A 15,842-nucleotide genomic window follows, 5' to 3' on the forward strand; every position below is an offset into this window, starting at 1 on the left:
CTGGTCTGACCCATTAGCCTCTGCTTCAACCGTCGTCCCCTTCCACCGCCCTGGGTTCTGTCATGCACATTCTCAAGAAGCCCGACCTCAGCGACCCCAGCCTGCGCGCCAAGCTCGCCAAGGGCATGGGGCACAACTACTACGGGGAGCCAGCCTGGCCGAACGACCTCCTCTATATCTTCCCTGTCGTGATCCTCGGCACGATCGCCTGTGTGGTCGGTCTGGCCGTTCTGGATCCCGCCATGCTGGGTGATCAGGCCGATCCCTTTGCCACCCCGTTGGAGATTCTCCCCGAGTGGTACCTCTACCCGGTATTCCAGATCCTGCGGGTGGTTCCCAACAAGTTGCTTGGCATCGCCCTGCAAACAATGGTTCCTCTTGGCTTGATGTTGATCCCCTTCATTGAGAGCTTCAACAAGTTCCAGAATCCGTTCCGCCGCCCCGTGGCCATGGCCGCTTTCCTGTTTGGAACGGTCTTCACGATCTATCTCGGCATCGGTGCTGCCATGCCGATCGACAAATCGCTGACCCTGGGCCTGTTCTGAGACCGGGTGGCCTGATCAACTCGGACCAACCATTGGCCCTGATCAAAACTGCGGCGGTAGCCGCAGTTTTTTTTTGTGTGTCACTCAAGCGCTCGTCTGCTCACCCAGCCTCAGCTGAGGTCAGGGGGAGCATCAATGTTGAGGGCCGTCACGTCCTGGGGCTTGACCCGCAGCAGGTGATGCAACAGCAGGAAGCCAACAATCGTCCAGGTCTGGTAGGTGCGCGACTGTTGGCCCACCCAGGTGCCGGTGGGGCCATCAAAGTACTCGGCCCATTGCTGCCTGGGCAATTGGTTCAGGTGTGACCAGTAACACTCTTCCAGCATGGCCTTGGTCTGCCCCATCAGCAGGACGTCGGCCTCGGGGTAGAGCTGTTCATGCAGAAGGATCGCGCTGCCGTAGAACCAGAGCAGACTGGGCCAGTGGCCCCCGTTGTGGTAACTCCACGGCCAGTTCTTGGGGTCGGAGCCGGTCTTGTTCGCCCAATCCGCAGCATCCATGGGGGGATGACAGATCCGCATCGGCATCTGGGCCATCAATTCAGAGCGGTTGTGACTGACCAACCGGAACAGGGCCCTCTGCTGGGGGGAGGTCAGCAGGCCGAACAGGCAGGCGAGTGAATTGCCCAGGCTGTAGAAGCGGAAATCGGGTCGTCCGGTGCGCATATTGCCGATCAGGTAGCCACCCCGGTTCTCCAGCCAGTCCTGCAGCCAATCCGGGATCACCTGGGGTTGAACGTTGAACTCGTTTTGGTGCTGCTGATCGCCGTACTGCTCGGTGGGCCTGCGCCGCAGTACCTGCATGGTCTTGCTGGTGACCCAGTAGTGCTTGAGCAGGAAGGAGCGCAGGTTGTGGATCCACTGGCGCGTCAGGCCCAGCCGTTGCTCAAGCAGCCGGCTTCTGTTGTTCTTCTGCCCCAGTTCCATCAGCTGGCAACAGCTCTTGAGGCAGCCGTAGAGCAGCACCTCCACTTCCAGCGGCGCTCCCCAGACATCCATCGGCCGATCAATCATGAAGGCGCAGTCGGGCACGAAGAGCACAGGTGTGCCTTCAAAGCTTGGATGCAGCACCAGATCAAGCAGCAGCTGAACACCTCGCTGCACCTTCTGGCTGGCCGCGAAGTCCCAGTCCTTGCTGCGTCGCACGTAGAGCCAGCAGAGGATGGGCCACCAGAGACTGGCATCCACAGAGGTGATCCTGCCGATCGACCGCTGGCCGTAGTCAGCAATCAGGCTGCCGTCCTGTTCGGTGAAACTGGTGGGGAACACCCCACGGGTCTGGTAGGTGCTGCTCTGCAGATCCAGGCAGACGCTGAGAAAGTGACGAACGATGTCAAAGCGTCTTTGCAGGATCAGATACACCATCACCGGAACGTTGTCCCGCAGGAAAACTTCGCCGTAGTTGAGGGCGATGCTGCTGCGTGGATGCTCCAGTGCCGCCACCGATCCCACCAACTGGCCTTGCACCGTCACAAGGGTGCGTTCGAACTGTTGGCGGGCCTTGTTGACGACGGCCTCTTCCTTGGAGCTTGGCCTGACCCGGAGGCGTTCCTGGCTGAAGTTGATCGGCAACCTGAGCTCCCCTGACGCCTGGTTTGAAACGCCTCAATCCTAGGAAGGGCAGGCCTGGTGACCACCAATGGAGTGGCAGAGAAAAGGCTTGGCAGAACCTGTGCTACATTTTTGGACTGCGCAGGAGCCGCGAGGCGAGTGCTGCAGAACCGAACAGAGGAGAAGGCGCAAGCCAACGATGCTGTAGGTTTCAAAAGCGGTTGAGAGACCGCCGAGTCGTGAGCCTGAGAGGGCGGAGCGACGCACCTGGACAAAAGAAAAGTTTAGGAACCGACGCTTTTGCTGCGTTGAGGTCTTGGCTTGTGAGCGTGAGTGAGCGAAGCGAAAGCGACGTGAATTTACGGTTAGCAGGCTGGGGTTTTAACGAACGAGCAGCAAAGGTGTGAGGTCCCGTCAAAAAGAAACAAGCAGCTTGTTTGTTGGGATGTTGCCAGTAGCGCTTTCACGGGTGTTGCAGGCGATGAAAAGTTCCAATAGAGAAGACTGCGACCGGATCTGAGTGATTTGGAAAGTCATTGATGCGCTGGTTGTTGCTGCAAGGTGATGACGAAGTGGTTGATGCACTCTCGAACCCTTCTTGCGAGAAGGAGGCCCTGGGTAAAGCGATTATCGTAAGGTAAGGCGATTTGTTCAGTGGCGGCACTGGTTGCGATTGGTGAGATTAGTTTAAGACGAAAGTTTTAGGTTAGTTGAGCTGGTTTACAGGACGAGTGACTACAACGGAGAGTTTGATCCTGGCTCAGGATGAACGCTGGCGGCGTGCTTAACACATGCAAGTCGAACGGGCCTTCGGGCTAGTGGCGGACGGGTGAGTAACGCGTGAGAATCTGCCCTCAGGAGGGGGATAACAGCTGGAAACGGCTGCTAATACCCCATATGCCGAGAGGTGAAACGAATTTCGCCTGAGGATGAGCTCGCGTCTGATTAGCTTGTTGGTGAGGTAATGGCTCACCAAGGCATCGATCAGTAGCTGGTCTGAGAGGATGATCAGCCACACTGGGACTGAGACACGGCCCAGACTCCTACGGGAGGCAGCAGTGGGGAATTTTCCGCAATGGGCGCAAGCCTGACGGAGCAACGCCGCGTGAGGGACGAAGGCCTCTGGGCTGTAAACCTCTTTTCTCAAGGAAGAAGACATGACGGTACTTGAGGAATAAGCCACGGCTAATTCCGTGCCAGCAGCCGCGGTAATACGGGAGTGGCAAGCGTTATCCGGAATTATTGGGCGTAAAGCGTCCGCAGGCGGCCCAGAAAGTCTGTTGTTAAAAAGTGGAGCTCAACTCCATCCAGGCAATGGAAACTACTGGGCTAGAGTGTGGTAGGGGCAGAGGGAATTCCCGGTGTAGCGGTGAAATGCGTAGATATCGGGAAGAACACCAGTGGCGAAGGCGCTCTGCTGGGCCATAACTGACGCTCATGGACGAAAGCTAGGGGAGCGAAAGGGATTAGATACCCCTGTAGTCCTAGCCGTAAACGATGAACACTAGGTGTCGGGAGAATTATCCCTCTCGGTGTCGTAGCCAACGCGTTAAGTGTTCCGCCTGGGGAGTACGCACGCAAGTGTGAAACTCAAAGGAATTGACGGGGGCCCGCACAAGCGGTGGAGTATGTGGTTTAATTCGATGCAACGCGAAGAACCTTACCAGGGCTTGACATCCTGCGAACCCCTGAGAGATCGGGGGGTGCCTTCGGGAACGCAGTGACAGGTGGTGCATGGCTGTCGTCAGCTCGTGTCGTGAGATGTTGGGTTAAGTCCCGCAACGAGCGCAACCCACGTCTTTAGTTGCCAGCATTTAGTTGGGCACTCTAGAGAGACCGCCGGTGATAAACCGGAGGAAGGTGTGGATGACGTCAAGTCATCATGCCCCTTACGTCCTGGGCTACACACGTACTACAATGCTACGGACAAAGGGCAGCGAACTCGCGAGAGCTAGCAAATCCCATAAACCGTGGCTCAGTTCAGATCGTAGGCTGCAACTCGCCTACGTGAAGGAGGAATCGCTAGTAATCGCAGGTCAGCATACTGCGGTGAATACGTTCCCGGGCCTTGTACACACCGCCCGTCACACCATGGAAGTTGGCCATGCCCGAAGTCGTTACTCCAACCCGTAAGGGAGGAGGACGCCGAAGGTGGGGCTGATGACTGGGGTGAAGTCGTAACAAGGTAGCCGTACCGGAAGGTGCGGCTGGATCACCTCCTAACAGGGAGACAAAACTGACTTTGATGTCTGACCCAATTTGTGGTGAGGCCAAAGTCCTGTCATCTCGATGGATAATCGGTACCTCGATGACTTAGGTGGCATGAGCTGTGATGGTAGCCAGCAATGGTAATCATGATGTTTTCGTGTTGCTCTAAGTTTATTCTGTTCCTAAACTTTGTCTAGGTCACACCCCACAAGGGTTCCCCTGGGCCATTAGCTCAGGTGGTTAGAGCGCACCCCTGATAAGGGTGAGGTCCCTGGTTCAAGTCCAGGATGGCCCATTCGTGTTTGGGGGTTTAGCTCAGTTGGTAGAGCGCCTGCTTTGCAAGCAGGATGTCAGCGGTTCGAGTCCGCTAACCTCCACTGACCAAACCTTCCTTTAGCGAAAGCAACAGGAGAAACTTTGATGGTGAGACTAGATTTTTTTGCTGTGAATGGATTTCAGCTTCCTTTCATTTGATTAGATTAGAGTCATTCTATTGGATTTATTTTTTTGAATAGATTCTACTAGAGTTATTTTAACATTTTAATCCATTGAAAAGACGCTGGACTCTTGCTCTGTTGGCTGTAAGGCTGATGGAGTGGTGGTCAGCAGAACCTTGACAACTGCATAGGTAAGTCTGAATATTAAGCATCTCATAGATGCTCAATTCCAGATCCAGTGATAGCTCCATTGGCTTGATCGCTTGCTTTGGTGAGCGGCGAGCGGATGGCGTTGTTGCTGAGGAGGAATTGAGAGATTCTAAAGTAAGAGCCGAGACTCTGCATGGTTCCTGGTTGTTGCCGAAACAACTGGGTTTGATCTTGTTTTTACCTCTGAAGTCTTTAATCTTTTAATCCTTGTGGTTGAAAGGTTGCAGAGCTGATGATGGTAAAACCAGGAGAATCTGCGTACAACCGCAGCAATGCTGTGTGGAGAAACATTGGTCAAGCTACAAAGGGCTCACGGTGGATACCTTGGCACACAGAGGCGATGAAGGACGTAGTTACCTGCGATAAGTCTCGGGGAGCTGGAAACACGCTTTGATCCGGGAATTTCCGAATGGGGCAACCCCTAGAACGGCCAGCTGAATCCATAGGCTGGCTCGAGCCAACCCAGCGAACTGAAACATCTTAGTAGCTGGAGGAAAGGAAAGTAAAAACGACTCCCTGAGTAGCGGCGAGCGAACGGGGACGAGCCTAAACCGATGGTTTCGACCATCGGGGTTGTGGGACAGCAATGTGGACCAGGGACGTTAGAGGAAGCGTTTGAATGGCGCGCCAGAGAGGGTGAAAGCCCCGTACTCGAAAACGAAACTGGCCTAGCTGTATCCCGAGTAGCACGGAGCACGTGAAATTCCGTGTGAATCCGCGAGGACCACCTCGTAAGGCTAAGTACTCCTGTGTGACCGATAGCGCAACAGTACCGCGAGGGAAAGGTGAAAAGAACCCCGGGAGGGGAGTGAAATAGAACATGAAACCGTGAGCTTACAAGCAATGGGAGTCCTACTCATAGGATGACCGTGTGCCTGTTGAAGAATGAGCCGGCGACTTATAGGCACTGGCAGGTTAAACCGGAAATGGTGGAGCCATAGCGAAAGCGAGTCTGAATAGGGCGATCGTCAGTGTTTATAGACCCGAACCCGGGTGATCTAACCATGGCCAGGATGAAGCTTGGGTGATACCAAGTGGAGGTCCGAACCGACTGGTGTTGAAAAACCAGCGGATGAGCTGTGGTTAGGGGTGAAATGCCAATCGAACCCGGAGCTAGCTGGTTCTCCCCGAAATACGTTGAGGCGTAGCGTTTAGTGCTATAGCAGGGGGGTAAAGCCACCGTTTCGGTGCGGGCTGCGAGAGCGGTACCAAATCGATACGAACTCTGAATACCCTGTGTGAAACTAGGCAGTCAGACTGTGGGGGATAAGCTCCATGGTCGAAAGGGAAACAGCCCAGACCGCCAGCTAAGGTCCCTAAATCAATGCTGAGTGATAAAGGAGGTGGGATTGCCCAGACAACCAGGAGGTTTGCCCAGAAGCAGCCATCCTCAAAGGAGTGCGTAATAGCTCACTGGTCGAGCGATCCTGCGCCGAAAATGAACGGGGCTAAGCATTGTACCGAAGCTGCGGATTTAATTGTTCTTAGGAACATTCAAATGGTAGGGGAGCGTTCCATGTGGGGTGAAGCGTTAGCGTAAGCGGGCGTGGACTGCATGGAAGTGAGAATGTCGGCTTGAGTAGCGAAAACATGGGTGAGAATCCCATGCCCCGAAACCCTAAGGGTTCCTCCGGCAGGCTCGTCCGCGGAGGGTTAGTCAGGACCTAAGGCGAGGCCGAAAGGCGTAGTCGATGGACAACAGGTCAACATTCCTGTACCTGTCATGTTTTGGGAAGGGGGACGGAGAAGGCTAGCCCAGCCAGATGTTGGTTACTGGTTCAAGCGTTCGAGGCGTTGAGGAGCGGAGAAAACGCTCTGAGCTGAGGCGTGAGTACGAGCTGCTACGGCAGCGAAGTGGGTGATGTCAAGCTTCCAAGAAAAGCCCTATACCCGTTAAGGCATGATGGCCTGTACCCGAAACCGACACAGGTGGGGTGGTAGAGAATACCGAGGGGCGCGAGATAACTCTCTCTAAGGAACTCGGCAAAATGGCCCCGTAACTTCGGGAGAAGGGGTGCCACCGCAAGGTGGTCGCAGTGAAGAGGCCCAGGCGACTGTTTACCAAAAACACAGGTCTCCGCTAAGTCGCAAGACGATGTATGGGGGCTGACGCCTGCCCAGTGCCGGAAGGTTAAGGAAGCTGGTCAGCGAAAGCGAAGCTAGCGACTGAAGCCCCGGTGAACGGCGGCCGTAACTATAACGGTCCTAAGGTAGCGAAATTCCTTGTCGGGTAAGTTCCGACCCGCACGAAAGGCGTAACGATCTGGGCGCTGTCTCGGAGAGAGGCTCGGCGAAATAGAATTGTCTGTGAAGATGCGGACTACGTGCACCCGGACAGAAAGACCCTATGAAGCTTTACTGTAGCTTGGTATTGTGCCCGGGCTCTGAATGCGCAGGATAGGTGGGAGGCTTTGATCCATGGCTTGCGGGTCATGGTGAGCCAACGGTGAGATACCACTCTTTCAGAGCTAGGGTTCTAACAGCCACCCGTTATCCGGGGGCTGGACAGTATCAGGTGGGCAGTTTGACTGGGGCGGTCGCCTCCTAAAAGGTAACGGAGGCGCGCAAAGGTTTGCTCAGGCTGGTTGGAAATCAGCCGACGAGTGTAAAAGCAGAAGCAAGCTTGACTGTGAGACCAACAAGTCGAACAGGGACGAAAGTCGGCTTTAGTGATCCGACGGTTCTGAGTGGAAGGGCCGTCGCTCAACGGATAAAAGTTACTCTAGGGATAACAGGCTGATCTCCCCCAAGAGTTCACATCGACGGGGAGGTTTGGCACCTCGATGTCGGCTCATCGCAACCTGGGGCTGAAGTCGGTCCCAAGGGTTGGGCTGTTCGCCCATTAAAGCGGTACGCGAGCTGGGTTCAGAACGTCGTGAGACAGTTCGGTCCATATCCGGTGCATGCGTAAGAACATTGAGAGGAGTTCTCCCTAGTACGAGAGGACCGGGAGGAACGCACCTCTGGTGTACCAGTTATCGTGCCAACGGTAAACGCTGGGTAGCCATGTGCGGAGAGGATAACCGCTGAAAGCATCTAAGTGGGAAGCCCACCTCAAGATGAGTGTTCTCATGGCTTAAGCCAGTAAGGTCACGGGAAGAACACCCGTTGATAGGCTCTACGTGGAAGCGCAGCAATGCGTGAAGCGGAGGAGTACTAATAGACCGAGGGCTTGACCAACACTTCGCTCTTGCTGCAGATAGCATGAGCTGTTTGATATTCAGAAGGATTCTGCCAACGGCCTGAAAGGGTGTGTTGATGGGATTCTACTTACCTAGGCAGTTCTCAGGGTTCACCTTGGGGGCAAGAGATTATTTCCTGGTGTTCATGGCACTGTGGACCCACTCCGATCCATCTCGAACTCGGTTGTGAAACGCAGTAGCGGCGACGATAGTTGGAGGGAAGCTTCCTGCAAAAATAGCTCGATGCCAGGATAAAACTCTTGTCCATCCATTTTTGGTTGAGCGCGGCTAGATCTAGCGGCTAGACCAAGACGAAAAGGCCACCGCAAGGTGGCTTTTTTTGTGGTTTGAAATCAAACAATTTAAGCTTGTAACATCGCTAAATTCGCAATCTCCGCTCTGTTCGGGGTCTAAGAATTATCCACGGCAATTGGTGACTCGACACGTTCATCGTGCGCGTAGGGCCCATGAAGTTCCGGCCTTTGCCTCCAGGGCGTTCTCGCTGTTGGTCAGAGATGGCTGGCACAGCGGCTGGGCTGTCGGTGGCGGGCTGGGTTGGCCGATTGATACGCTGGATCTTCTGTTGGGGGGCTGATTGGCATTGATTCTGATCCCAGGTTGCTTACAGTGGTTGAGTACTTCTCAAGATAAGAAATTTACCGGGTTTCCAGACAGATTCGTCAATGGCTGCGTACCGCCTGGCTGGCCTACCGCCTGTGGGATCGACATGGTTGCATTGACCTCAGTGCAGCTTTTGCCTATCACACTCTCCAATCAATCTTTCCTGCCCTGCTGATTGCCCTGGCATTGGCTAGCCGAATCCTGGGACGGGATGAAGGACTGATGGATCAGATCGAAGTCTTTGCTAGTCAGCTGCTACCTGCGACGGCATCACCGTTAATCGAGACAACGATGCGGAAGCTCTACAGCCAGAGAGGCGGAGCTGGCGCTATCGGCGTCATTGCTTTGCTCATCACTTCGACGAATACCTATCTCACGCTGCAGAGAGGTGCCGATCGGCTTTGGGGTTGGAGGCTCTCGGGCTCAGATCGGATGAGCGGAACTTCGTTTCCTTTCCTTGCCGCCATTCGACGTTTCATCACCTCAAGGCTCAAGGCTCTGGCTCTGGTGGGTGTGGCAGCCCTTTTGCTTGTTGTCGACCAGCTCACCAGCCACCTGCAAGTGATCAGCGCCCAAACCTGGGAAGATCTCTTCAATCAACCTCTGCCTTGGCCATTTCAGATCTCGATCCCGATTTCTGATTTTGCCGGTCTTGTGCTCTCGGCATGGGTCTCTTCGTTGGTGGCACTTGCCTTGTTGTTGATCATCCCCTCGCGCATCCACCCGATTCGATCACTGGTTCCAGGTGCCCTTTTGATTGGCCTGGCTTACACCCTGCTCAATGTGCTGGTAGGCCAAAGTCTTGTTTCTCTTGGTGCCAGGTTTCAGGCCTATGGGGTGGTCAGTGGCGTCCTTGTTTTGACGCTCTGGGTCTGGTTGGTGGGGTTGATCCTCTATTTCGGGATGGCTCTCAGTGTGGTGGTCGCCCGTCGGATGCGGGGGGGCGATCCACACCTGAGCTCACGTCATCAAGCTTCCTTGCAGGGGCGAAGATAGTAGTCTCCGCATCCACGTCAATGGCCCGAGCAGGTCTTAGCTTGCGTCCCCTTCCTGCCAGCTTGGCCCTGCTCTGCGCAGGTGTCGGCGCCATGGTGGTGGTTGGATTCCTGACCGTTGCCCTGTTGCCGCTTTTGATGGGTGCCGGCCTGCTGCTTGCCTTGCTGGTTGGAGCTGTGGTTTTTGGTTGGGCTGGTATCGAGGGCTTGGCAGCCTTTGAGCGCTGGATTGAAAATGACCCTCGCTTTCAGCGTTGATGGGCCGTTCCATCCCCTGGTTCTGGATCGGTCTTGTTGCACTGGTGCTCCTTGCTCCAGGCCCGCTGGGACGCTTACTGCTTAATTTTCTTGGCGGACTCACCCTGCTGGTTCTTCTGTTGCCTGTCCTTCTTGCTGGAGTGGGCTGGATTGCCTGGCGGATACTGCGCAGCCGAATCAGGGTTTGTGCAGCCTGCGGTACTGCCACCCTCGCCTCTGGCCAATGTCCAGCCTGTGGGGCCTCATTGGTTTCGCCATCCGCTTCGGGAGATGGCAGTGTCACTTGGGAACCGTTTGCTTCGTCTCCACAACCCTCTGGCGTTGCTCAGATGCTGTTTCGATTTGGAGTGGCCTCTAATCGGGATGACCAGGCTTCTGAATTTGCAACAACTTCCGATCCCTCCTCAGAGATTGACGCTGGCAACGCCACGATTGATATTCCCTCAAGGCCGGTTAACGACGACTAGGCGATCACTCGCAAAATCCTCCTATTAATTTAGCCTCGCCTGGTAACAAACCTGAAGATTGGCTGATGCGTTCAACACAGCTTGGTATTGGACCTAACTCTCCCATTCTTCGGGTTGGATCCCTATTAATTTGAGCTCGGCTAGACGGCGTTCCCTCATCCACAGGAACAGGGGAGCTCCGCAGGCAAAGGCTATCGTGACGCTGCAGATCAAGGGCAGCCACAGCCCCCTGATCTTGAGCCTGCGGCCTTCGACCACCATCCAGATCGTGATAGCCGTGGCCCCGACGAACAGATCCCTGGAGAGTGATTGGGCCGCTGGATTGGCATTGGCCAGCGACACAAATGAGGCGAGATCAAAGTTGTTGCCGCTTGTGCGAATGAAGGCGATGTTCGCCATCCAGGGAAGGATCGCTCCAGCTATCGCCAGGGCTAGATACAGCCACTGCACAACATTGTCGAACGGACTCGTGGATTTGCTCAAGGCTCTTGCTCCAGGTCAGTGATATTCAATTGCATGATCTCCTGCTCCACTCGCCCAAGAATCTGTTCACAGCGCTCGGCGTAGGCCTGTGCCCGCCTATAGAGCTCAGCCATGGTTTCCACTTCCAGTTCATCGGATTGAAGCTGGCTCAAGGCCAGCTCAAGGGCGGTACGAGCCTGGTTGTAGGTCAGTTCCTTGACCTCGGCTTTCCAGCTTTCAACTGTCAGGCTGCCCGTGCCCTGCGCGGAATCCTTGCTGGGGGCCGTGGCGTTTTTTGATACTTGCTTCTTGGCTGGAGGCATGGCTGGTAGGCAGGACTGAAAAGCTGAGCTTGTTGACTGGCTTAGAAGCTGAGACAGAAGTCAGGTTTAGGACGTAGTGGCGGAAGACTGGTGCTCAAGTCGAAGGCTGATCAAGATGAAGGCTGATCGAGGTAAGGGCTGCTCAGGGCGAAAGACTGGCAACAACTTCGGTGATGCGGCTTTCGGCATGGCCATCCGCCCAGTGCAGCTCCACCATGCTGCCGGAGCTCACCTGGTGGACCGATCGCACCAGCTGCCCAGACGGTGTTCGCACCAGGCAAAACCCCCGTTCCAGCAAACGCTGAGGGGAGAGGGCCAAAAGCAAGCGGAGGTCATGGGCCAGCTGTTGGCGTTGACGTTGGAGCAGTAGCTGTGGATGGCATTGGTATAGCCGTTCGCGGATAGAGGTGGTCTGCTGCTGCTCGATGCGTAGCCGCCAGGCGAGCTGGCGGCTGAGCTGTTGCCGGATTGCCGTGAGCTCCTGCTGGGCATGACCCCGATCCGGCAGCAGGGCCACCAAGGCGGCGGTCGGGGTGGCGGCCCTGTAGTCAGCGACCAGGTCCGCAATTGTGGTGTCATCTTCATGGCCCAGGCCGGTGACCACCGGGACAGGGCAGAGAGCCAGCGCCTGGGCCAGAACTTCGCCATCAAAGACGGCCAGATCCTCCCGGCTGCCCCCTCCCCTGGCGAGCACCAAGGCTTCAATGCCAAGTGCTTCGGCTCGCTGGCCAACGGCCAGCACAGCGCGGCAAATCTCCGCTTCGACGGGGCCTTGAACGGGTATCGGCAGCAGGTAGATCTTGGCCGCAGGCCAACGCTCGTCCGCCGTTCGCAGCATGTCGGCGAGGGCGGAGCTTGGAACGCTGGTGAGCAGACCGATCGCGGTGGGTTGGGCCGGTAGAGGGCGTTTACGCCGAGCATCGAACAGTCCCGTTGGCTCCAGCAGCTGCCGCACGCGTTCAAAACGAAGCAGCACGCCGCTGAGACTGGGGCGGATGTCGAGGATCTGGACGCACAGGGAGGCGCGACTGCTCCAGAAATTGAGCTTGCCGACCACCGTGACGCCATCGCCGTCTTCAGGCTTGAAACTGAGCCTTGGCAATACCGAGGCCCACACCACCCCGCTCACGGAGGCGAGCTCGTCGGTCAAGGTCAACCAGAGATGGCCCTTCTTGAGCTGGGCGCGAGAAACCGTGGCCTCTAGCAGGAAGCGAGGAGCAAAGCCCCGCTCGAGCAGCTTGCCGATCGCTTCGTTGAGTTCCGAAACATTGAAGCGGGGCAACCCGCCGGCAACAGCGTTGTCGAAGGGGCGCTCAGTGTTCAAGGCGGCCGTAGCAGAATCCCCAGTAGCAGCTCAGGGAGCCGGCACTGATCGCCACGACTTGGCCGATCCAGTGGTCCAATCGGATCAGGCCCACGGCGCAGATCACCATGGCCGTACTGAGGAGGCGAGATCCATCCCGGCGATTCTTGACGAAAAAAGGAGCCAAGGGTTCCGCACGGCTTGGTTTGCCTGCAGTCTTGCCGATGCCGCCTCGGCTTGCCGACGTCCGCGGCGCTGTCCTCAGCCCAGACCGATCTGGGAGAGGATGCCTTTGCCGGTGAGTAATTCGGTCGCCACTCCGATGACGAAGCCAAGCATGGCCAGTCGGCCATTCCAGGTTTCAGCGAAGTTGACAAAGCCGATGCGCGGCGCTGGGGTGCTGTTTGTCATGGCCTAAAACGTTGCAAAACTGATTTGACTATATCGAATAGTGACGACAGCTTGACAGGTGCAAGAGAAATTCTTTGTTTTCTCAATGCTGCTATTTGCTCCGTCCCTGGGCAGGCAGCCCCTTCTGGATCGCTCAATCCTGAGGCTGTGTTAGCCCCTTTGCTCGGCCCTCGGCGGCCGTTGTACGGCGTTGGCTCAGGGCCGTGGCTGTGGCGTGAAGTGGGTCCTCGGGCCATGGATGTTTCGGATAGCGACCCCGCAGGTCGGCCCGTACCTGCCGGTAACTGCCTTGCCAGAAGCCAGCGAGGTCACGGGTGATCTGGATCGGCCTGCCTGCCGGTGAGAGCAGGTGGAGAGTCACCGCCAACCGTCCCTCCAGAACGGTTGGGGTGAGCGTTGAGCCGAACAGCTCCTGCAGCTTCACGGCCAGAACCGCTTCGCCGTTGCCATAGGCCAGTTCCACCGAGCGACCGGATGGCACGACCAGCTGGCTTGGCAGCAGGCGGTCGAGCTCCTGGCGCCTCTGCCAGGTTTGCCAGCTCCAGAGGGCTTCAGGCAGATTGATTCCGCTCAGATCACTCAGGCTTCGGCATCCTGCTGGCAGCTGCTCGGCCAGCCAGTCAGACAGCGTTGCCAGCAAGGCGGTGTCCGAGCGATCCGGCCAGCTGTCGCCGAGATGGTGGCGGGCTAGGCAGAGCCGCTCCTGAAGCTGGCGGCTGCTTTTGGTCCAGGGCAGGGCGGAAAGCCCCTGCTCGCGCAGCCCCTCCAGCAGCGCGGCCTGGACCTGCTCGATCGGTACGTCGGGCCAGGGCTGCCGGTCCAGCACCAGGGCATCAAGGCGGCGCTCGCGCATGGCTTGAACCCGCTGGGCCTGGCGATCCCAACGCACCACGGCAAGCCGCTGACCTTCCGTGGCAGCGGTGGCCTCCAGCGCCGCGAGGCTCAATGGCAGGGCCAGGAGAATCCGTGCATCCTTGCCGGCCTGATCGACAGCGGCGATGGCCATGGCTTCAGCACCTGCCAGCGGATCCTGGGGGTGGACTCTGGCGCCACAACCATTGCGCATCAGAAAACGTCCACCCCGCTCCGGCCTGGCCAGGGCAACCCGATCGGGGTAGGCCCAAGCGATCAGCTGGGCGGCGCACTCGGCCGTGGGCCTGCGCTCACGGGCCTGAGGCGGTCGATCGGACTGGTCTGTCTGTGGTTCGAGCGGCAGCGGCTGCTCACGGGCTTGATCACGGGCTTGCTGCTCAAGCTGACGCCGCAGCAACTGCCGTTGCTGGCGCTGCGGATTGGCTCCCTTGTGCCGCAACCAATCGAGCCTGAGCAGGAGATCACAGCCCAGTTCCGGCAACGACAGGGGGTCGCGGCCGTCGAGCAGGGCCGCCAGTTCACAGGCCAGGGGAAGTTCGCCAACCTGGCGGGCCTTCAGCAGCATGTGCGCCAGCCTGGGATGGAGGCCAAGCCGGGCCATGGCTTTGCCATGGTGGCTGATCCTGCCGTTGCGCTCGAGGCCACCCAGCTGTTGCAGCAACGCCTGGCCGTTCTCCAGTGCGGCCCGAGGGGGAGGCTCCAGCCATGGCAGCTGTTCCCCGAGCCCAGCACCCCAGAGGGCCAGCTGGAGCACAACGGGAAGCGGATCGGCCTCCTGCAGCCCTGGTGGATCGAAGGCCCGTCGTCGTTGCTGCTCCGCCGCCGACCAGAGCCTGATGCAGCGGCCAGGCTCCAGCCTTCCGGCCCTTCCCTGTCGCTGGGTGGCTGAGGCCTGACTCGCTGCAGTGGTGACCAGCGCGTCCATGCCAGTGCGTGGATTGAAGCAATTGCGCCGGGTCAGTCCGCTGTCAATGACCAGCCGCACCCCCGCGATGGTCAAGGAGCTCTCGGCAATCGAACTCGCCAACACCACCTTCCCGCCCTGGTGTCTTGCCGGGCGGATCGCTGCGGCCTGGTCGGCCAGTGAAAGGATGCCATGCAGTGGGACGACTTCGAGATCTTCCCCCCAGGATCTGGAGCGAATGGCGCCAAGGGCTTCGCGGATCTCCCTCTGCCCGGGCAGGAAGACCAGAACGGTGTCTTCGATCCCCCGTTGATCGAGCCAGTGGTGCTCGAGGGCACGCAGCAGCTGCTCGGGCAGGGATTCCCGCTCCCGTGGCGGTTGATAGTGCAAGTCGACCGGATGGCTGGCCCCTTGGCTGCGGATCAGCTCAGCCTCCGGCAGCTGGCAGGCCAGGGGGGCCAGATCGAGCGTGGCCGACATCAGCAGCAACCGGAGCTCAGGGGCGAGCAGGGGACGCGCTTCGCGCAGCAGCACGAGGGCGAGTTCCGCTTCGCTTCGGCGTTCGTGAAATTCGTCGAAGATCACACAGGCCACGCCGGCCAGAGCGGGATCGGCCTGCAGACGCCTGAGAAACAGCCCGTCGGTGATCACTTCGATCCGGGTGGTGGCGGAACAACAGTGCTCAAGCCGCACCCTGTAGCCAACCCGGTTTCCAACCGCTTCGTTCAGCCCTGCAGCCAGGCGTTGGGCGGCGGCTTTGGAAGCCAGCCGCCTGGGCTGCAGCAGCAGGATCTTGCCGCTTGTCCCCTGACTCTCGAACTGCTCCAGCAAAGCAAGGGGAACCCTTGTTGTTTTGCCGGCTCCCGGTGGAGCCTGCAGCAGCAAGGTTCCACCGGAGGTGAGCTGCCTGAGAACATCAGGAAGGACTTCATCAATCGGCAGCGAGGCGCCGATGGAGGGGGTCAAGAAAAGGAGATCAGCTGACCAGCTCGAGCACCAAGGCCAGCATGACGGTGCTGATCAGCCCGAGGGAAGCCAGCAGCCTGACCAGAGGCCCTATCGACAGGCCCAGGGAGGACATAAAGAAAAACGG

At 57.8% G+C, this 15,842-nt stretch carries 10 protein-coding genes, 2 tRNA genes and 3 rRNA genes; 8 read left to right on the forward strand and 7 right to left on the reverse strand.

All coding sequences use genetic code 11. The features are described 5' to 3' along the window. Window positions 1-62: 62 nt before the first annotated feature. Entirely contained in the window at window positions 63-545 is a 483-nt protein-coding gene (petD, locus tag ACXMDM_RS06110) for a cytochrome b6-f complex subunit IV (protein ID WP_071801019.1), read from the forward strand. Window positions 546-655: 110 nt separating this feature from the next. Here the strand turns inward: petD and ACXMDM_RS06115 are convergent, their stop codons facing one another. Beyond that, on the reverse strand, window positions 656-2,116 hold the full coding sequence (locus ACXMDM_RS06115) for a glycoside hydrolase 100 family protein (RefSeq protein WP_071801020.1): 1,461 nt from the start codon (window positions 2,114-2,116) through the stop codon (window positions 656-658). A gap of 716 nt (window positions 2,117-2,832) precedes the next feature. Here ACXMDM_RS06115 and ACXMDM_RS06120 point away from each other — a divergent pair. From ACXMDM_RS06120 to ACXMDM_RS06150, 7 genes are all read left to right on the forward strand, one after another. After that, window positions 2,833-4,318 (forward strand): 16S ribosomal RNA (locus tag ACXMDM_RS06120). A 206-nt stretch (window positions 4,319-4,524) separates the two neighbouring features. Continuing rightward, window positions 4,525-4,598, forward strand: a tRNA-Ile gene (locus ACXMDM_RS06125). A gap of 9 nt (window positions 4,599-4,607) precedes the next feature. Further along, window positions 4,608-4,680, forward strand: a tRNA-Ala gene (locus tag ACXMDM_RS06130). A gap of 562 nt (window positions 4,681-5,242) precedes the next feature. After that, window positions 5,243-8,130, forward strand: a 23S ribosomal RNA gene (locus tag ACXMDM_RS06135). Between the two features lie 137 nt (window positions 8,131-8,267). Then, window positions 8,268-8,384 (forward strand): 5S ribosomal RNA (gene rrf / locus ACXMDM_RS06140). The 16S, 23S and 5S rRNA genes sit together here with 2 tRNA genes alongside, the layout of an rRNA operon. 483 nt (window positions 8,385-8,867) lie before the next feature. Then, window positions 8,868-9,749, forward strand: a complete 882-nt coding sequence (locus tag ACXMDM_RS06145; RefSeq protein WP_255448134.1) for a YihY/virulence factor BrkB family protein — start codon at window positions 8,868-8,870, stop codon at window positions 9,747-9,749. Between the two features lie 41 nt (window positions 9,750-9,790). Then, entirely contained in the window at window positions 9,791-10,006 is a 216-nt protein-coding gene (locus ACXMDM_RS06150) for a glypican (RefSeq protein ID WP_233830607.1), read from the forward strand. Window positions 10,007-10,566: 560 nt separating this feature from the next. Here ACXMDM_RS06150 and ACXMDM_RS06155 read toward each other — a convergent pair. From ACXMDM_RS06155 to hrpB, 6 genes are all read right to left on the reverse strand, one after another. After that, window positions 10,567-10,956 (reverse strand): DUF2834 domain-containing protein, encoded by a 390-nt coding sequence (locus tag ACXMDM_RS06155; protein WP_071801023.1) that lies wholly within the window; start codon window positions 10,954-10,956, stop codon window positions 10,567-10,569. Further along, window positions 10,953-11,258, reverse strand: coding sequence for an exodeoxyribonuclease VII small subunit (gene xseB, locus ACXMDM_RS06160; RefSeq protein ID WP_083544499.1), 306 nt, complete (start codon window positions 11,256-11,258; stop codon window positions 10,953-10,955). The genes ACXMDM_RS06155 and xseB overlap by 4 nt, the downstream gene beginning before the upstream one ends. A gap of 142 nt (window positions 11,259-11,400) precedes the next feature. After that, complete coding sequence (gene xseA / locus ACXMDM_RS06165; protein ID WP_071801024.1) at window positions 11,401-12,582, reverse strand: exodeoxyribonuclease VII large subunit; 1,182 nt, start codon at window positions 12,580-12,582, stop codon at window positions 11,401-11,403. Beyond that, window positions 12,572-12,748, reverse strand: a complete 177-nt coding sequence (locus tag ACXMDM_RS06170) for a hypothetical protein (protein WP_162922866.1) — start codon at window positions 12,746-12,748, stop codon at window positions 12,572-12,574. Before ACXMDM_RS06170 ends, xseA begins: the two co-directional genes overlap by 11 nt. 74 nt (window positions 12,749-12,822) lie before the next feature. Beyond that, window positions 12,823-12,972, reverse strand: a complete 150-nt coding sequence (locus tag ACXMDM_RS06175; protein ID WP_071801025.1) for a CAB/ELIP/HLIP family chlorophyll-binding protein — start codon at window positions 12,970-12,972, stop codon at window positions 12,823-12,825. A 133-nt stretch (window positions 12,973-13,105) separates the two neighbouring features. Next, entirely contained in the window at window positions 13,106-15,715 is a 2,610-nt protein-coding gene (hrpB, locus tag ACXMDM_RS06180) for an ATP-dependent helicase HrpB (protein WP_233830610.1), read from the reverse strand. Window positions 15,716-15,842 lie beyond the last annotated feature (127 nt).

Source organism: Synechococcus sp. CS-603 (assembly GCF_977929215.1).